This is a genomic window from Pseudomonas sp. C9, from assembly GCF_002000165.1.
Taxonomy (GTDB): domain Bacteria; phylum Pseudomonadota; class Gammaproteobacteria; order Pseudomonadales; family Pseudomonadaceae; genus Aquipseudomonas.
In genome coordinates, this window is the sequence record NZ_MPAK01000001.1 from 162,651 (window position 1) to 179,438 (window position 16,788).

Here is a 16,788-nt window from a genome sequence, read left to right on the forward strand (position 1 = left end):
ATGAATGACTCAGAGCAATTCAACCTCCAGCGTCGACGGATATTGATGGGCATGGGCGCGGCCGGCGTGGCGTTGAGCTGTCCGGTCATGGCCGCCAGCCCCGCGCAGGTCACTGAAGCGCCGAGCAGCGACAAGACTGAAGACCGCCATGAATTCCACGGCAAACACCAGGCTGGCATCGTCACCCCACGTCCGGCATCCGGCATGCTGGTGTCGTTTGATGTGCTGGCCACTGACCGCGCCGACCTCGAACGGCTGTTTCTCACCCTCAACGAGCGCATCGCGTTCTTGATGAAGGGCGGCCCGGTAACCCAGGTCGATCCGAAACTGCCGCCAGTGGATTCCGGGATTCTTGGCCCGGTGGTCACACCGGACAACCTGACCATCACTGTGTCGGTGGGCGAGTCGTTGTTCGACGAGCGTTTCGGTCTGGCCTGCGTCAAACCCAAGCGACTGACGCGCATGGTCGGTTTCCCCAACGATGCACTGGAGGCTGACTGCTGCCACGGCGACCTGAGCCTGCAGTTCTGCTCCAACACTCCCGACACCAACATCCACGCCCTGCGCGACATCATTAAAAACCTGCCGGACTTGCTCCTGGTGCGCTGGAAACAGGAAGGCAGCGTGCCGCCGCAAGCTCCGGCGAAACCGGGTGTTCCGGCGCAGAGCGCGCGCAATTTCCTGGGTTTTCGCGACGGCTCGGCCAATCCTGATTCCAACGATGCCAACGTCATGGACCGCATCGTCTGGGTCCGACCCGGCAGCGATGAACCAGGCTGGGCAACCCATGGCAGCTATCAAGCGGTGCGGATCATCCGCAATTTCGTTGAGCGCTGGGACCGTACGCCGTTGCAAGAACAGGAAAGCATCCTCGGACGGGTCAAAAGCACCGGTGCGCCCATGGGTGGCGCCCATGAAACCGAAGTCCCGGACTACGCCAAGGACCCGCAAGGCAAGCTGACCAGACTCGACGCGCACATCCGGCTGGCCAACCCGCGCACCGCCGCCACCCAGGCCAATCTGATCCTGCGCCGGCCGTTCAACTACTCCAATGGCGTGAACAAAAACGGCCAGCTCGACATGGGCTTGTTGTTCATCTGCTACCAGACCGATCTGGAAAAAGGCTTTATCACCGTGCAAACCCGTCTGAACGGCGAGCCGCTGGAGGAATACCTGAAACCCGTCGGCGGCGGCTACTTCTTCACCCTGCCAGGTGTCACCAGCGACCAGGACTTCATCGGTCGCTCGCTGCTTCATGCCACATCCGCAACAACAACCGCCTGACAACTCCCACACGGAACCGCCCATGAAAAAGTCGCCACTCGCTTTGCTGCTGACCCTTGGCTTGCTCAACACTCCGCTTTCGGCGTTCGCGACCACAGCGCCGATGGACCTGGTGGGGCCGGTTTCGGACTATAAGATTTACGTCACAGAGCAACTGGACGAATTGGCCAGCCACACCCAACAGTTCACCGACGCGGTGAAAAAAGGTGATCTGGCCACCGCGCAAAAGCTCTACGCCCCGACCCGCGTTTACTACGAGTCGATCGAGCCGATTGCCGAGCTGTTCAGTGACCTGGACGCGTCCATCGATTCGCGCGTAGACGACCACGAAAAAGGCGTGAAAGCCGACGACTTCACTGGCTTCCACCGCATCGAGTACTCGCTGTTCTCGGAAAGAAGCACCCAAGGCCTCGGCGATTTGGCCGACGGCCTGAACAAAGACGTCAAGGACCTGCAAACCCGCGTGGCCGGCCTGACCTTCCCGCCTGAGAAAGTCGTCGGTGGCGCGGCGGCGCTGCTCGAAGAAGTCGCGGCCACCAAGATCTCCGGTGAAGAAGACCGCTACAGCCACACCGACCTCTATGACTTCCAGGGCAACGTCGACGGCGCGAAGAAAATCGTCGACCTGTTCCGTCCGCAGATCGAGAAGCAAGACGCGGCATTCATCGCCAAAGTCGACAAGAATTTCGCGACCGTGGACAAGATCCTGGCCAAGTACAAGACCCAGGACGGTGGTTTCGAAACGTATGACAAGGTGAAAGAGAATGACCGTAAAGCGTTGGTTGGGCCGGTGAATACCTTGGCTGAAGACTTGTCGACGTTGCGCGGCAAACTGGGTTTGAACTGATCGTTTTCTAGCGTCTGAGCGGGCCCCATCGCGGGCAAGCCCGCTCCCACAGAGGATCTTCGGTGTTCACAAGATCTGTGGGAGCGGCGGTGCGACGATTCGACTTGCCCGCGATGGCATTATCACTGCCACCGATATTCCTCCTGCCTTTAACCAACCCGCGCTACCATCCCCCGCACACTCTAAAAGCTCACGGACGACTCTCCCATGAACACCCCTGCCTTCGATCTGCGCCCATTGATGGTCGCCAACATGGCCTGTTCCATGTCGATGATGGCGTTCGTCTCGCTGATCGGCCCGATTGCCCGCGTGCTGGGCCTGGCCACCTGGCAGGCTGGTGCGGCGGTGACGGTGTCCGGGGTGATCTGGATGCTGCTCGCCCGCCCATGGGGCCAGGCCAGTGATCGCTATGGCCGACGACGAATATTGCTGATCGCCACCGCTGGCTTCACCCTCGCCTATTGGGCCTTGTGCCTGTTCATCGATGCTTCGTTGCGATTTCTACCCTCGGCGCTGCTGGGGTTCATCGGCGTGATGATCGGGCGCGGTTTGATCGGTGTGTTCTATGCGGCGATTCCGGTGGGTGGCAACGCGCTGATCGCCGACAACATCGAACCGCAACACCGCGCCAAAGCCATGGCCGCCTTGGGTGCCGCCAATGCGTGCGGCCTTGTAATCGGCCCGGCCATCGCCGCATTGCTGTCACGCTTCAGTTTGAGCCTGCCGTTCTACGCCATGGCCGTCCTGCCGCTGCTGGCTTTTCTGGTGTTGCACTTCAAGCTCAAAGGGCAAGAACTGCACCTGCGCCAGGCGCCGCGCAAGGTACACCTGAACGATCCACGCCTGCGCCGGCCCATGGCTGTCGCGTTTGTCGCGATGCTGTGTGTGTCGATTGCGCAGATCACCGTCGGTTTTTTCGCCCTCGACCGCCTCGGCATGAACCCGGCCGACGCCGCGCAAACAGCAGGCATCGCCCTGACCATGGTCGGTTTCGCGTTGATCTGTGCGCAATTGGTGGTGCGCAGACTCGATTGGCCGCCATTGCGGTTGATCCGCGCCGGGGCGCTGGTGGCATCAGCAGGATTTGCCGGCAGTATCCTCGCGAATACAGCGTGGGGGTTGTGGTTGTGCTTTTTCGTGTCGGCGGGCGGGATGGGCTTGATCTTCCCGTCTTTTGCCGCGTTGGCCGCCAATGCGGTCGAGGCCTCGGAGCAAGGCGCGACGGCGGGCACCATCGGCGCGGCACAAGGGTTCGGCGTGGTGATCGGGCCGTTGGCGGCCACTCTGATTTACGACCTCGAACCCCGCCTGCCCTATCTGGTGGCCGCGGCGTTACTGCTGTTGGTGGCTTTGTGGCCAAAGCCCCGCGAACTGAAGCTTACAAAATGCGATACAGCAGACGCTCGATCCGCACCCGACTGACGCGGGTGAGAAACTTGGCCACCGCCGGCGGGTAATCCAGCAGCGTTTCAAGGTCCTGGTATCGCTCGATTCGCTGGGTATTCTGGAAAATCTGCACCAGTTCGCCAGCGCGCGATTCAAGCAATTCGCCTTTCGGGTCATCGATCAGCAGTGCGTTTTCCAGGTCAAGACGGAACGCCCGCGGGTTGAGGTTGTTGCCGGTCAGCAAGGTGTAGCGCTGGTCGATCCACATGCCTTTGAGGTGATAGGTGTTGTCGCCATCACGCCACAAATGCAAGTTCAATTTGCCGCTGTCGATACTGTGCTGATGCTTTTTGGCAAAGCGTCGCAGGCTGATCTCGTAGAGATACGGCAACGCGGCGATCACCTTGAACGGCTCACTCGGCGGAATGTAGAAGTCGTTGGCGGTCTTGTCACCGACCACAATATCGATCTTCACGCCCCGGCCCAGCGCCCGGTTTATTTCCCGAGTCACCGCCAGTGGCAGGTTGAAGTACGGCGTGCAGATGGTCAGTTGGTGCTGGGCGCTGGCGATCAACTCGCAAATCACCCGATTCAATGGATTGTTCTTGCCTACACCGAGTAACGGACTGACGGATAAACCACCTTTTTCCGTGGTGCCCGCCGTGGTGTCGTACGCGGCATGCTTGAGGCGGCTGCGCAAGTCACCGATATCGTGGCGCAGGCTGCGAGTGGTCGGCAGGTTCGGCAAATCGAGGCGATGCACGGCCTTGGAAGCGATGAAACCGTGCTGGACAAGGTGTTGCATCGAATTGGCCAGCGCCTGGTTTTCCAGTACGTGATAACGGTCAAAGCGGTATTTGTCGAACTTGTGCAGGTACACGTTGTTCAGGCTCGCACCGCTATAAATCACACAGTCATCGATCACAAAGCCCTTCAAATGCAGCACGCCGAACAGCTCACGCGTCTGCACCGGCACGCCATACACCGGCACTTCACTTGCGTGGGTACGCGTCGCTTCCTGATACCAGGCCGAGTTGCCCGGCTGCTTGCCGGCACCAATCAAACCGCGTTGGGCGCGCAACCAGTCAACCACCACGACCACGTCCAGTTCCGGACGCGCCAGTTTGGCGGCGTGCAAGGCATCGAGGATTTCCTGGCCCGCTTCATCTTGTTGCAGATACAGCGCAACGATATAGATGCGCCGGGTCGCCTGGGCGATTTTCTCCAGCAGGCAGCGACGAAACCCGGCAGCGCCAGACAGGATGGTGACGGCATCGGCGGTCAGCGGAAAACTGCGCAGTTTGGGCAGCAGAGAGCGTTTGAAAAGCGACGGCATAGGGCTCGCAATGGGTCAATTCCGAATAGTCACAGAGCTTACACCATGGATCAGTTTGGGTCTTGTTACGGTCTGTAATGCCGCCTCAGTTCGCTCCCGCGCTCTGGGTGGGAATGGCTCCGCGTTCGCTTCTAAATGCGACGCGGAGCGTCACCGGATGCATTCCCACGCAGAGCGTGGGAACGATCTTTAACAGACGTAAAATTTTTTGTTGACCAAGAAGAATGATCGTTCTACTGTTCAGCACATGAACAAAATAACCAGCAACGACACACGCGACATCATTCTGGATGTCACCGAAAAGTTGATCTACAAAAGTGGTATCGCTGCCACTGGCATGGATCTTCTGGTGAAAACCGCCGGCGTCTCCAGAAAAAGTATTTACCGCTACTTCACCAACAAGGAGGAGCTGACCGTCGCTGCCCTGCAACGGCGCGACGTGCGCTGGATGCACTGGTACCGGACGGAAGTCGGCATGGCCGAGACCCCGGCAGACCGGTTGCTGAACCTGTTTACCGTGCTCAAGGCCTGGTTCGCCTCGGAAGGCTTCCGTGGCTGCGCTTTCATTAACACCAGTGGTGAAACCGGCGACCCGCAAGACCCGGTTCGCCTGGTTGCCAAAGAACACAAACAGAAGCTGCTCGACTACGTGTGCGAGCTCTGTACCGAACATGGCGCTGCCGACCCGGAGACGCTGGCCAAACAGCTGCTGATCCTGATCGACGGTGCCATTACCGTAGCGCTTGTGATGGGTGATCACAGTGCCGCCGATAATGCGCAATGCATGGCGCGAAAGTTATTGGACCTGTAACCACTTTATATAAGCCTGACAACTTGGTTTAACTTTACTTTTACTGGGAGACATTAAATGTCTAACGCAGAAGTTCGTCCGCCATTGCCGCCCTTTACCCGTGAAACAGCCATCGAAAAAGTTCGCCTGGCCGAAGACGGCTGGAACTCACGCGATCCGGAACGGGTGTCGCTGGCCTATACGCTGGACACTAAATGGCGTAACCGCGCCGAGTTCGCCTACAACCGTGAAGAAGCCAAGGGATTCCTGACCCGCAAATGGGCCAAGGAACTGGATTATCGCCTGATCAAGGAACTCTGGGCCTTCACCGGCAACCGCATCGCCGTCCGTTACGCCTATGAATGGCACGACGACTCGGGCAACTGGTTCCGTTCCTACGGCAACGAAAACTGGGAGTTCGATGAGAACGGTTTGATGGCTAACCGGTTCGCCTGCATCAACGACCTGCCGATCAAGGAAAGCGACCGCAAATTCCACTGGCCGCTGGGGCGTCGGCCGGATGATCACCCGGGGCTGTCTGATCTCGGCCTCTAAGTTCACCTAAATCCAACTATAGGAGCCGGGCTTGCCCGCGATGGCGATGTCACAAGCAACTGAAGTGTTGAATGTGATGCCGCCATCGCGGGCAAGCCCGGCTCCTACAGGGGGAACTATGCGGCTGCGGTGGCTGGCCTGGATTGGGCCTTGGCTTCTAGCTCGCGCACCAACGGCAACACGCGCTGGCCAAAATATTCCACCTCTTCCTGAAAATGTAGAAACGCCGCCAGCACAAGATCCACGCCGACCGCCTTCAATGCCACAATCCGCTCGGCAATCTGCTGCGGTGTGCCGATCAGATTGGTCTTGAAGCCATCGTTGTACTGCACCAGATCCTCGAACGTCGACTTCGCCCAATTGCCCTCGCCTTCCGGCGATGCCCTGCCCGCTTGTTTCGCCGCATCGCCAAAGGCGTTCACCGCGTCTGGATCAGCCTGATCGATGATCTGCGCCAGCACTGCTCGCGCTTCTTCTTCCGTGTCCCGGGCGATGACAAACGCATTGACTCCGATTTTTACCGAATGGTGGTTGGCGGTGGCTTTGGCCCGGATATCGTCTACTTGGGCCTTGATGCCTTCCGGCGTATTACCGTTGGTGAAGTACCAGTCCGAGACCCGCGCAGCCATGTCTCGCGCCGCGCGAGAACTGCCGCCCTGGAAGATTTCCGGTTGGCCCAAGGGCTTGGGTTTGAGGCTGTAGTTGTCGAAACGGTAGAAATCCCCGCGAAAGGTGAAATTGTCCTGGCTCCAGATGCCCTTGAGCGAGCGAATGAACTCTTCGGAACGGCGATAACGCTCATCGTGCTCCAGCCAGTGTTCGCCTATCGCTTGAAACTCACCTTTGAACCAACCGCTGACGATGTTCACCGCGACTCGCCCATGGGTCAGTTGATCGATTGTGGCCAACTGCTTAGCCGCCAGCGCCGGTTGCCAGGGACCTGGCAGGATTGCAGCGATCACTTTCAATGTGGTGGTGGCCGCGAGCAGCGCATGGCTGAAGGCGACCGACTCATGCTGGTATTCGGCGCCGTAACCGGCAGTAAAGCGAATCTGGGTGAGCGCGTATTCGAACCCGGCTGTCTCGGCCAATTGCGCGAGTTTGCGGTTGTAGTCGATGCCCCAGTGGGTGCGTTGTTCGATTTTACTGACCACCAGCCCGCCGCTGACGTTCGGTACCCAGTAGGCAAATTTGACCGCTTGCTGACTCATTGGCGTGTCCTCGGGACTCAGGGATGCCCCATGGACAGAGCAGCAAGCGTGCCAGGGCTGAAATCGCGGGTTTGTCGGGATATTCGGGGGGATTAACTGTTAGTCCACATCCTGTTTGTCGGCGGGCTGTTGGCTGAGCAACAGTTTTAGTGGCTGTAGCGCCTGCTAGCGAAGCGGCCTGACGGCTCGCCGCTAAGTCCGGATATAGGTAAGATACCGGCCCTTCCCCGCAGCCCTTTCCTGCACCCCGCCGAATAAGCCGACTCCATGCCTTTCGAACTCAGCGTTGACCTCACTACCCTGGCCATTCTGGCCATCGTTGCCTTCATTGCCGGTTTCATCGACGCGATTGCCGGCGGTGGCGGCCTGCTGACCACGCCGGCATTGTTGACCGCCGGCCTGCCGCCGCACTTGGTGCTGGGCACCAACAAGTTGAGTTCGACGTTCGGCTCGGCCACCGCCAGCTTCACCTTCTACCGGCGCAAGCTGTTCCATCCGCGGCAGTGGGTGCATGCCATCGTCGGCACCCTGGTCGGCGCATTGACCGGCGCCATCGTCGCGCATTACTTGCCCGCCGAATGGCTGAACAAAATGCTGCCGGTGATCGTGTTCGCTTGCGGCCTGTACCTGTTGTTTGGCGGCACACCGAAAGCACCGTTGGACAGCGATGCACCGATCAAGAAAAAGTGGCAATCGACCCAAGGTTTCAGCCTCGGTTTCTACGACGGCGTGGCGGGTCCAGGCACAGGTGCATTCTGGACCGTCAGCAGTCTGCTGATGTACCCCATCGACCTGGTAAAGGCCAGCGGCGTGGCGCGCAGCATGAACTTCGTCAGCAACATTGCGGCGCTGTCGGTGTTTGTTTTTTCCGGGCAGGTGGACTGGATCATCGGCCTGAGCATGGGCCTGTCGGTGATGGTCGGCGCATTCTTTGGTGCTCGCACCGCCATCAGCGGCGGCGCGAAATTCATTCGGCCGGTGTTCATCACCGTGGTACTGGGCTTGACCGTGCGGTTAGCCTGGCAGCACTGGTTCAGCGTGGCCTAAGCGTCGCGCCACATAGACATCGATCAGGTAACGGGCAATCGAGCGCGACGCCGGCAACGGCGGCAGCGCGTGGACGTTGAACCACTGGGCGTCTTCGATTTCGTCCTCCTGACAGACAATCTCGCCACCGGCGTACTCGGCATGGAAGCCGAGCATCATCGAGTGCGGGAACGGCCAGCACTGGCTGCCCAGGTACTGGATGTTCTTGACCTCGATGCGCACTTCTTCGCGCACCTCGCGAATCAGGCAGTCTTCCGCCGACTCCCCCGGCTCGGCAAACCCCGCCAACGTGCTGTAGACCCCGCTGACAAAGCGTGGCGAACGGGCCAGCAAGACTTCATCGCCACGGGTGACCAGCACGATCATGCTCGGCGAGATCCGTGGGTAATAGCGCAAATCACAGGGCTCGCAATACATCGCCCGCTCACGCGGAACCTGCGTTGCCGCCTGCCCACAGTTGCCGCAGAAGCGATGCTCGCGATACCAGGTGCCAATTTGCGCGGCATAGCCGAGCACCTTGTACACCGTGTGATCGCCTTCCAGCATGAACGCCCGCAGGCCTTTCCAGTTGCAACCCGGCACGTCGCTGTGACTGCGCAATTCCAGCAGATAGACCGGCTCGCCGTCGAGATGGCCAATGCCGTGCTCGGCGAGAATCGACAAATCCTGACGCTTGAGCCACTCACGCGGGAACAGCGCGCCATTGTCATCGAACAGAAAACCTTCGGGGCTACGGGCCACGGCCCAGCCGCCGGGTAGATCGGTGTCCAGTACTGCGGTGGTCCAGCGTGAAGTCATTTTTAATCAATCCAGAAATTCGGGTTTCTGTTTGCTCATATGGGCGGCCATGGCCACGCGCAAGTCGGTGGATTGCAGCATGGCGGCGTTCCAAGTGGCGACATATTCGAGGCCGTCGTCAATACGATGGTCGCGCATGTAGCTGATCATTTCCTTGGTGCCGGTGACGGCAATCGGCGACTTTGCGGCGATCTCGCGGGCAATGCCCATCACGCCATCTAACAGGCTGGCTTTGTCGCTGTAGACGCGATTGACCAGGCCTATGTTACGCGCTTCGTCGGCGCCAAAAGTGCGACCAGTGTAAGCCAGTTCACGCAGCATGCCGTCACCGATGATGCGCGGCAAGCGTTGCAAGGTGCCAACGTCGGCGGCCATGCCGATGTCGATTTCCTTGATCGAGAATTGTGCGTCTTCGGCGGCGTAACGCATGTCACACGCGGCAATCAGATCAATCGCGCCGCCCAGGCAATAACCCTGGATAGCCGCCAGTACCGGCTTGCGGCAATTATCGACGGCATTGAAAGAGGCTTGCAGGGCGAGAATCTTGCGACGCAGCAGGCGCGCGTTGCGGCCGACGTCCTTGCCCAGTTCATTGGCCACGCCGGCCAGCATCATCAGGTCGATACCGGAGGAAAAATGCTTGCCGGCGCCGCTAAGGACCACGACACGCGCTTCATCGGTGTCGTCGATCCACTGGAAAATTTCGATGATTTCGCTCCAGAACGCGGCGTTCATCGAATTGATCTTTTCCGGGCGGTTGATCTGCACATGGGCGATGTTGTCGGCGAGTTCGACGGTGAACGCGGTGTACTGAGTCATGGCAGGGATCCTTTACCGGGCAAAAAAAAGAGGCCCGGACTATAACAAGGCATCAGGGTGGACAGTAAGGCAGTGGTTCGGCCAAAAGCGGGACTGGCTTCTGGATCGCCAGTGACTGGGTGGGCTTCATCGCGGGCAAGCCGAATCGTCGCACCGCCCGCTTAACTGGCCTTCACCACCGCATACGCCGCCGTCTCATACGGAACCGTCACCACCTCTCGTCCACGCAATTGCGGTTCTGAAGCAATCAACGCACGAATCTGCTCATCCACATTCGCCCGCTGGGCCTGCGGCAACGCCGCAATAAAACTGGTGGAGCGCACCCGATTGAAGATCACATCCTCAGGCGACCCCGTGTGTCCATGGTTGAAGTGCTGCACCTGCAATGGCCCGAACGCGGGATGTGGAAACGCCCGGCGCCAGGCGCCGGTGTAATAACGCGGCGTATCGCCTTCCAGCGCGTTGACGATCGCATCCAGTTTCGGCACCCAACTGACCTTGGTATCGCGCAGGTTCCACACCAGCCCCAGCTTGCCGCCCGGCTTCAGGACCCGCGCTATTTCGGTCAGCGCCCGGGCGTTGGCGAACCAGTGAAAGGCCTGGGCGCAGACCACCACGTCCACACACGCATCCGGTAGCGGCAAATCCGTAGCGGTGCCGTTGACCGCCAGCACTTCGGGATAGGCCTGGGACAGCTTCTCCAGCATCTGCGCCACCGGTTCCACGGCAATCACCTGCGCTCCGGTCGCCAGCAACCGGCCGGTGAACTTGCCGGTGCCGGCGCCCAGGTCCACCACGCTTTTGTCGGCGTTCAAGCCCAACGTACCCGCCAGCCAGTCAGCGACCGCTGGCGGGTAGTCCGGGCGGCCGCGCACATAGGTTTCGGCGCTGGTTTTATAGCCCGCCGTCGCGTGATGAACGTGGTCTGTCATGGCAGTTCTCCTGGTGGACAACGAATGCTGTCGAGCATAGCGCCAAGGTCTGAGCTTTCGTTGCAATGTTCGCCAGAAAGAAATGAATAATTGTTCACGCTGCGGTGTTTTCAATTCATCACCCCACATTATCGTGATTCAAACCCTGGAGCCTTGCCCATGAACGTGCGTTTTGCTGTTTTCACCGCCCCGCTGCTGCTTGCCGGTTGCCTGACGGCAGCATTGACCAGTTCGCTCGCCCAGGCCCATGGCGAAGAAGACGCACCCGCCAGGCCCAACTGCCCGAAAGGCCAGGTGTTCGACTCCAGATCGCAAAAATGCCTCAAGCAAACCAGCAACCTCGTGCCGGACGCCGACCGAACCAGCTACGCTTATCGTCTGGCCAAGGACGGACGCTACGAGGAAGCCTTGGCCCTGCTCGACACCCTGAAAGAGCCGAACACCGCCATCGCCTTGAACTATCGGGGCTACGCCACGCGTAAACTGGGGCGCACCGACGAAGGCATCGGTTACTACCTGCAATCGGTCAAACTTGACCCGCAGTATGCGAAAGTGCGCGAGTACCTCGGCGAAGCGTACGTGATCAAGGGTCGACTGGACCTGGCCCAGGAACAGTTGCAGCACATCAAATCGATTTGCGGCAACACCTGCGAGGAGTATCAGGACCTGGCCGAAGCCATCAACGACTCATCGAAAACCTGACAACCGAGATAGACGGAGTTCGTCATCGCCAACGATCAAGCAATCAGGGCCGAACTGGGGCAGCACTTGGCGCGTTTGTGGCGCTATGGCTTGTTGCTGTCCCGGCAACGGCATGTGGCCGAAGACCTGGTGCAGGCGACTTGCGTGCGGGCGCTTGAGCGTGCCGCGCAGTTTATCCCGGGCACGCGTATGGACCGCTGGTTGTTGAGCATTCTTCACTCGATCTGGCTCAACGAAGTGCGCAACCGGCGCGTGCGTCAGGGCCAGGGATTGGTGGATGCCGACAGTCACTTGTCGTTTGACGGCGAACACGCGGCGCAAACCCATGTGCTCGCCGCTCAAGTGATCCGGCGTGTCGACGCGTTGCCCGAAGCACAACGCGAAACGGTGTACCTGGCGTATGTCGAAGGTTTGGCGTATCGCGAAGTCGCCGAGGTGCTGCAAGTGCCCATCGGCACGGTCATGAGCCGGCTGGCCGCGGCACGGGTGAAACTGGCCGAGTATCCGCCGCTGCACGCGGTACCGAACCCTTCCACGGGAGAACGTCGATGAACGAGCGTGGCATACCGTCGGATGAGCAACTGGTGGCGTACCTCGACGATCAACTCGATGTCGAGCAACGCAGCCGCATTGACGCGGCCATCGCCGAGGATTCGACGCTCAACCTGCGCCTGCAATGGCTGGCCCGCAGCTGCCTGCCGTTCAAGGAAGCCTATGCCGAACTGGGCCAACAGGCGCCCCTGGATCGCTTACAGTCGATGCTCGACACCTTGCCGTCCCCTGAACTCCCGTCGATGAATCGTCGCTGGTTTCTCGCGGCAGCTGCCGGGTTGGTGCTCAGCAGCGTGGTGGCGGACCGTTTTTTCCTGGGCTGGCAATTGAGTCAGGAAAAAACCAATTGGCGCGGCCTGGTGGCGGACTACATGTCGCTTTACGTGCCGCAAACGCTGGAGCACCTGCCCAGCGATGAAGCCAGCCAAAGTGCGCAACTGCGCATCATCGACACACGCCTGGGCCTGAACCTGACGCCGGCCCAACTGGTCCTGCCAAGGTCCGAGTTCAAGCGCGCGCAAATCCTCGAATATGACGGCGTGCCCATTGCGCAGATTACGTACCTGGATCCGGTGCACGGCCCGATTGCCTTGTGCGCCACCCGCTCCAACAGCGGCAGTCGCCACCTCGCCCATGAGCGCCGACACGACATGAACGTGGTTTATTGGGCGGACATGGAGCATGCCTGGATGCTGATCGGACACAACCCGGCAGCCGAGCTGGAGGGCATGGCCACCGTGTTGCGAACCCGGCTTGGCGCATAGTTTTGTAGCCGCTGCCGAGCTTGCGAGGCTACATTCGCCGTAGCAGCTGTCGAGCCTGCGAGGCTGCGTCCGCCGTAGCAGCTGTCGAGCTTGCGAGGCTGCGTCCGCCGTAGCAGCTGTCGAGCTTGCGAGGCTGCGTCCGACTGCGAAGCAGTCGTAAATCAGACGGTGCGGTGCTTCATAAAGAATGCTTGTGCAGGTTTTACGACCGCTACGCGGCCGGACGCAGCCTCGCAGGCTCGACAGCTGCTACGGCGGACGCGGGCTCGGCAGCGACTACATCGGTCTGCGTCAGGATTGGGTCGGCAACCACAAACGAAAGCGCGCGCCACCCAGCGGCGACAGTTCGACGGTCAGTGTACCGCCCTGCGCTTCCAGTGCCCGACGGCTGATCGCCAGCCCCAGGCCGAACCCGCCCGTCGCCCGGTCCCGACTTCGGTCCAGTCGATAAAACGGCTCAAAGACCCGCTCGCGCTCGTCATCGGGAATGCCGATGCCGTCGTCATCGACCCAGATTTCACAGCCCTTGGTACAGACCTGAACGCCAATTTGAATGCGTTTTTCGCAATAGCGCATGGCATTGCGCAGCAGGTTCTGAATTGCGCGGGCGGTCAGGCGCGGGTCGAGCGTGAAGCGTTCGAGCTGGCCTTGAAGCAGGACGTCTATCACGATGTGCGGCGACTCCAATTCTTCATCGACGCTCCCCAGGATGCTGTCGATAAACTCGTCCAGCGACACTTCAACCCGCTCTGGCAGGCGAGCCGGGTTTTGCAGGCGGCTGTAGGACAGTAACTCCAACACCAATTCATCGAGTTCGCGGATGTGTGCCACCAAGCCTTGCAAGCGCTCGCGGCTGGCGGCGGGCAAGTCGTCGGACAGCGCCAGCGCCAGGCCAAAATCCAGGCGGGTCAGCGGTGTACGCAGTTCGTGGGAGACCGCGTTGAGCAAGTCGCGCTGCTGGTTGAGCAGGCTTTCGATGTCGCCGGCCATGGTGTCGAAGACGTTGGCCAGGCTGCCGATGTTGGAGTGTCGGGAAATCAGTGTGCGTTCGCTCAAGTGACCTTTGCCGAAACGTTCGGCGGTGCCTTTGAGGCGTTCCAGATCGCGCCAGTGCGGACGCAACCATAGCAACAGGCACGCCAGCATGGTTGCCCCGATCAGAACGTTGATGCTCCAGTACAGCAAGCTGACGTCCATCGGGTCCGGCGGCACGATCATTTGCACCACTGTCTGTTCGTTCAGTGGTGCCACGGCGAGCGTGCGCCAGCCCCAGTCGCCGATGCGCACCACGTTCTCGCCGCGCTGCAGGCGTTCGCGCTCAAACAGGGAAAATTCGGGATCATCATTGCGTGTCAGAACGATGTGCAGCGGGGCAAACTCCTTGTCCATCTCGACCGCCAAGGCCGGCCACTGCGCGTCGGGCACCGCATGGAACTGTTTGACGATGAGGGTCTGCAAGCCTCGCGAATAGTCGAGGTTGTAGGTGATAAAGCGTTCATGGAAGACCTTGACCACTATGTCTGGTACCAGATAAATCGCCGCGCTGAAGGAGACGATGGTTACCAGGTACAGGCGAAACAGAATTCTGAACATCGTCTCAGCATTCCCACTCGGAACGGCTGAACAGATAACCTTTGCCCCAGACAGTCTTGATCTTGCGCGCCTCGCCGGCGTGGTCGTCGAATTTGCGCCGCAACTTGGAAATCGCCACATCCACCGAACGGTCTGTGCCGTTGAACTCGATGCCGCGCAAACGCTGCAGGATCTGGTCACGGCTCAGCACTTCGCCGGCATGTCGAGCCAGCACCACCAGCAGGTTGTACTCGCCGCTGGACAGTTCGACCAACTGCTCGCGCCAGGTTACGGTGCGCTCGGACAGGTCAATGCACAGGTTGCCCATGAGGATGCGATCGTTGACGGTTTGTGGATCGCCAAGGCTGCTGCGGCGCAGCAATGTACGCACTCGGGCCAGCAAAACCCGGGGCTCGCAGGGCTTGGTGACGTAGTCGTCGGCGCCCATTTCCAGGCCCAGCACCTGATCGTGACTGTCGTCGCGAGCGGTCAGCATGAGGATCGGCAGCGTGGCCGAATCCGCCCGCAGCAAACGGCAGACTTGCAGGCCATCGAGGCCCGGCAACATCAAGTCGAGGATCACCAGGTCCGGCGGATTGGCCCGCGCGCGCTCACGTACGTGGTCGCCACGACTGATCACACTGACCGAGTAGCCGTTGCGTTCCAGGTAGCTGGCAATCAGTTCGGAGAGCGCGGTGTCGTCTTCGACCAGGAGAATGTTGGGCATGGGTGTTTCCAGAAAGAGCTGTGGCTACTGTTAAGGCCTCATCGCGGGCAAGCCCGCTCCCACAGTGGTCGGTGGTGTTCACAAAATCTGCGTTCACATGAGATCCCTGTGGGAGCGGGCTTGCCCGCGATGACGGCGTAACAGTCGCAAAAAATATCAAGTCGCCAAGGATATACGCCCTCACGCCCGCCCGAGCAAAACCCTTACACAATTTCACACAGCACCAACAAAGCTTCACCGCTACCCTCGTCGGCGCCCCGTAGGATGCGGGTGGTCATTATTGGGGTATTTCCATGTCAAAGAATCTGTTTGCCACGCTCGGCGTGTTTGCGCTGGCGCTGACGCTGAGCGCTTGCGACAAGTCCTCCAACGCCGAAGAACAGGCGCCGCTGGCCACCGTGCGCATCGAAACCATCGAAGCCGGCCCCTTGTCGATCACCAGCGAATTGAGCGGGCGGATTGCCGCGCCACGGATTGCCGAAGTCCGTGCCCGAGTCGCCGGCGTCGTGTTGCAACGCACCTTCAATGAAGGCAGCGATGTGAAAAAAGGCGACGTGTTGTTCCGCATTGATCCAGCACCGTTCAAGGCCGACCTGGACAGCGCCGAAGCTGCATTGCGCAAGGCCGAGGCCAACGCCTTCCAGGCCCGGCTGCAAGAGCAGCGGTTTGCACAATTGATCGAAGGCAACGCCATCAGTGGCCAGGACTACGACAACGCCCGCGCCAGCGTCCGGCAAACCGCGGCCGACGTGGCCGCCAACAAAGCCGCCGTGGAACGGGCGAAACTGAACCTCGGCTACGCCACCGTCACCGCGCCGATTTCCGGGCGGGTCGGCCGCGCACTGGTGACCGAGGGCGCCCTGGTCGGCCAGAACGAAACCACGCCAATGGCGCTGATTCAGCAGCTAAACCCTATTCATGCCGACCTGACCCAGTCGACCCGCGAACTCAACGACCTGCGCCGGGCATTCCGCTCCGGCCAGTTGCAGCAAGTCGGCCAGGGCCAGGCCAGAGCGACATTGATCCAGGACGACGGCAGTCTCTATCCGCTGCCGGGCAAGCTGTTGTTCACCGACATTACCGTGGACCCGGGCACGGGCCAGATCATCTTGCGCAGCGAGTTTCCCAACCCGGACCTCGATTTGCTGCCGGGCAGTTTTGTGCGTGTGCGCCTGGAGCAGGCGGTGAACCAACAAGGCATCAGCGTGCCGCAACGGGCGATCCAGCGTGACAGCGCCGGTATTGCTCAAGTGTGGCTACTCGACGCCGAGCAACGCGTGGGTCTGCAACCGGTTGAACTGGGCGCGGTGCAGAACGATCGCTGGATCGTCACCGGAGGTCTCAAGCCCGGCGACCGCATCGTCATCGAAGGCCTGCAACACGCACGCCCCGGTGAGCAAGTCCAGATCGACAACACCCCTCTTCCACTTGCCCAGGTTTCTGGTCAGTAAGCAGGACGCTTTTTT

Annotated in this window: 17 protein-coding genes; 10 read left to right on the forward strand and 7 right to left on the reverse strand. The window is 60.3% G+C overall.

The window, feature by feature from the left end; genetic code table 11:
- From efeB to BMS17_RS00710, 3 genes are all read left to right on the forward strand, one after another.
- Entirely contained in the window at positions 1-1,284 is a 1,284-nt protein-coding gene (gene efeB / locus BMS17_RS00700; protein ID WP_077430199.1) for an iron uptake transporter deferrochelatase/peroxidase subunit, read from the forward strand.
- A gap of 22 nt (positions 1,285-1,306) precedes the next feature.
- Positions 1,307-2,131: an iron uptake system protein EfeO gene (efeO, locus tag BMS17_RS00705; RefSeq protein WP_046027335.1), complete on the forward strand. Its 825-nt coding sequence runs from the start codon at positions 1,307-1,309 to the stop codon at positions 2,129-2,131.
- A 207-nt stretch (positions 2,132-2,338) separates the two neighbouring features.
- A complete protein-coding gene (locus BMS17_RS00710) occupies positions 2,339-3,553 on the forward strand; it encodes an MFS transporter (RefSeq protein WP_046027336.1) in 1,215 nt (404 codons plus the stop codon).
- Here the strand turns inward: BMS17_RS00710 and pssA are convergent.
- Complete coding sequence (gene pssA, locus BMS17_RS00715; RefSeq protein WP_046027337.1) at positions 3,510-4,853, reverse strand: CDP-diacylglycerol--serine O-phosphatidyltransferase; 1,344 nt, start codon at positions 4,851-4,853, stop codon at positions 3,510-3,512. The two genes, BMS17_RS00710 and pssA, sit on opposite strands and share 44 nt — an antisense overlap.
- Before the next feature lie 247 nt (positions 4,854-5,100).
- On the opposite strand from pssA, the gene BMS17_RS00720 reads away from it, so the two are divergent.
- Both BMS17_RS00720 and BMS17_RS00725 read left to right on the forward strand, forming a co-directional pair.
- Positions 5,101-5,664, forward strand: a complete 564-nt coding sequence (locus tag BMS17_RS00720; protein WP_077430200.1) for a TetR/AcrR family transcriptional regulator — start codon at positions 5,101-5,103, stop codon at positions 5,662-5,664.
- A gap of 57 nt (positions 5,665-5,721) precedes the next feature.
- Positions 5,722-6,198: a nuclear transport factor 2 family protein gene (locus BMS17_RS00725; protein ID WP_046027339.1), complete on the forward strand. Its 477-nt coding sequence runs from the start codon at positions 5,722-5,724 to the stop codon at positions 6,196-6,198.
- A 116-nt stretch (positions 6,199-6,314) separates the two neighbouring features.
- On the opposite strand, the gene sfnG is transcribed toward BMS17_RS00725, so the two are convergent.
- Positions 6,315-7,409, reverse strand: coding sequence for a dimethylsulfone monooxygenase SfnG (sfnG, locus tag BMS17_RS00730; protein WP_046027340.1), 1,095 nt, complete (start codon positions 7,407-7,409; stop codon positions 6,315-6,317).
- A gap of 267 nt (positions 7,410-7,676) precedes the next feature.
- On the opposite strand from sfnG, the gene BMS17_RS00735 reads away from it, so the two are divergent.
- Complete coding sequence (locus tag BMS17_RS00735; protein WP_046027341.1) at positions 7,677-8,456, forward strand: TSUP family transporter; 780 nt, start codon at positions 7,677-7,679, stop codon at positions 8,454-8,456.
- On the opposite strand, the gene nudC is transcribed toward BMS17_RS00735, so the two are convergent.
- From nudC to BMS17_RS00750, 3 genes are all read right to left on the reverse strand, one after another.
- Positions 8,424-9,254: an NAD(+) diphosphatase gene (gene nudC / locus BMS17_RS00740; protein ID WP_077430201.1), complete on the reverse strand. Its 831-nt coding sequence runs from the start codon at positions 9,252-9,254 to the stop codon at positions 8,424-8,426. The two genes, BMS17_RS00735 and nudC, sit on opposite strands and share 33 nt — an antisense overlap.
- A gap of 6 nt (positions 9,255-9,260) precedes the next feature.
- Positions 9,261-10,073 (reverse strand): crotonase/enoyl-CoA hydratase family protein, encoded by an 813-nt coding sequence (locus tag BMS17_RS00745; protein ID WP_046027343.1) that lies wholly within the window; start codon positions 10,071-10,073, stop codon positions 9,261-9,263.
- Positions 10,074-10,234: 161 nt separating this feature from the next.
- On the reverse strand, positions 10,235-11,005 hold the full coding sequence (locus BMS17_RS00750) for a class I SAM-dependent methyltransferase (protein ID WP_077430202.1): 771 nt from the start codon (positions 11,003-11,005) through the stop codon (positions 10,235-10,237).
- 159 nt (positions 11,006-11,164) lie between these two features.
- Between BMS17_RS00750 and BMS17_RS00755 the strand changes: the two genes are divergently transcribed.
- The 3 genes from BMS17_RS00755 to BMS17_RS00765 all read left to right on the forward strand — a co-directional run bounded on the left by BMS17_RS00755 (position 11,165) and on the right by BMS17_RS00765 (position 13,023).
- Positions 11,165-11,707, forward strand: a complete 543-nt coding sequence (locus BMS17_RS00755) for a tetratricopeptide repeat protein (RefSeq protein WP_046027345.1) — start codon at positions 11,165-11,167, stop codon at positions 11,705-11,707.
- 66 nt (positions 11,708-11,773) lie between these two features.
- Positions 11,774-12,259, forward strand: a complete 486-nt coding sequence (locus BMS17_RS00760) for a sigma-70 family RNA polymerase sigma factor (protein ID WP_077430203.1) — start codon at positions 11,774-11,776, stop codon at positions 12,257-12,259.
- Positions 12,256-13,023, forward strand: a complete 768-nt coding sequence (locus BMS17_RS00765; RefSeq protein ID WP_077430204.1) for an anti-sigma factor — start codon at positions 12,256-12,258, stop codon at positions 13,021-13,023. The genes BMS17_RS00760 and BMS17_RS00765 overlap by 4 nt, the downstream gene beginning before the upstream one ends.
- 291 nt (positions 13,024-13,314) lie before the next feature.
- On the opposite strand, the gene BMS17_RS00770 is transcribed toward BMS17_RS00765, so the two are convergent.
- Together BMS17_RS00770 and BMS17_RS00775 are read right to left on the reverse strand one after the other, a co-directional pair.
- A complete protein-coding gene (locus BMS17_RS00770; RefSeq protein WP_077430205.1) occupies positions 13,315-14,616 on the reverse strand; it encodes an ATP-binding protein in 1,302 nt (433 codons plus the stop codon).
- 4 nt (positions 14,617-14,620) lie between these two features.
- On the reverse strand, positions 14,621-15,322 hold the full coding sequence (locus BMS17_RS00775) for a response regulator transcription factor (protein ID WP_046027348.1): 702 nt from the start codon (positions 15,320-15,322) through the stop codon (positions 14,621-14,623).
- Positions 15,323-15,615: 293 nt separating this feature from the next.
- Here BMS17_RS00775 and BMS17_RS00780 point away from each other — a divergent pair, with 293 nt between their 5' ends.
- Entirely contained in the window at positions 15,616-16,773 is a 1,158-nt protein-coding gene (locus tag BMS17_RS00780; protein ID WP_077430206.1) for an efflux RND transporter periplasmic adaptor subunit, read from the forward strand.
- Positions 16,774-16,788 lie beyond the last annotated feature (15 nt).

What these genes read in the sequence shown, in the direction of transcription:
- efeB (WP_077430199.1), top strand. Translation starts at nt 1, where the DNA reads ATGAATGACTCAGAGCAATTCAACCTCCAGCGTCGACGGATATTGATG.
- efeO (WP_046027335.1), top strand. Translation starts at nt 1,307, where the DNA reads ATGAAAAAGTCGCCACTCGCTTTGCTGCTGACCCTTGGCTTGCTCAAC.
- BMS17_RS00710 (WP_046027336.1), top strand. Translation starts at nt 2,339, where the DNA reads ATGAACACCCCTGCCTTCGATCTGCGCCCATTGATGGTCGCCAACATG.
- pssA (WP_046027337.1), bottom strand. Translation starts at nt 4,853, where the DNA reads ATGCCGTCGCTTTTCAAACGCTCTCTGCTGCCCAAACTGCGCAGTTTT.
- BMS17_RS00720 (WP_077430200.1), top strand. Translation starts at nt 5,101, where the DNA reads ATGAACAAAATAACCAGCAACGACACACGCGACATCATTCTGGATGTC.
- BMS17_RS00725 (WP_046027339.1), top strand. Translation starts at nt 5,722, where the DNA reads ATGTCTAACGCAGAAGTTCGTCCGCCATTGCCGCCCTTTACCCGTGAA.
- sfnG (WP_046027340.1), bottom strand. Translation starts at nt 7,409, where the DNA reads ATGAGTCAGCAAGCGGTCAAATTTGCCTACTGGGTACCGAACGTCAGC.
- BMS17_RS00735 (WP_046027341.1), top strand. Translation starts at nt 7,677, where the DNA reads ATGCCTTTCGAACTCAGCGTTGACCTCACTACCCTGGCCATTCTGGCC.
- nudC (WP_077430201.1), bottom strand. Translation starts at nt 9,254, where the DNA reads ATGACTTCACGCTGGACCACCGCAGTACTGGACACCGATCTACCCGGC.
- BMS17_RS00745 (WP_046027343.1), bottom strand. Translation starts at nt 10,073, where the DNA reads ATGACTCAGTACACCGCGTTCACCGTCGAACTCGCCGACAACATCGCC.
- BMS17_RS00750 (WP_077430202.1), bottom strand. Translation starts at nt 11,005, where the DNA reads ATGACAGACCACGTTCATCACGCGACGGCGGGCTATAAAACCAGCGCC.
- BMS17_RS00755 (WP_046027345.1), top strand. Translation starts at nt 11,165, where the DNA reads ATGAACGTGCGTTTTGCTGTTTTCACCGCCCCGCTGCTGCTTGCCGGT.
- BMS17_RS00765 (WP_077430204.1), top strand. Translation starts at nt 12,256, where the DNA reads ATGAACGAGCGTGGCATACCGTCGGATGAGCAACTGGTGGCGTACCTC.
- BMS17_RS00770 (WP_077430205.1), bottom strand. Translation starts at nt 14,616, where the DNA reads ATGTTCAGAATTCTGTTTCGCCTGTACCTGGTAACCATCGTCTCCTTC.
- BMS17_RS00775 (WP_046027348.1), bottom strand. Translation starts at nt 15,322, where the DNA reads ATGCCCAACATTCTCCTGGTCGAAGACGACACCGCGCTCTCCGAACTG.
- BMS17_RS00780 (WP_077430206.1), top strand. Translation starts at nt 15,616, where the DNA reads ATGTCAAAGAATCTGTTTGCCACGCTCGGCGTGTTTGCGCTGGCGCTG.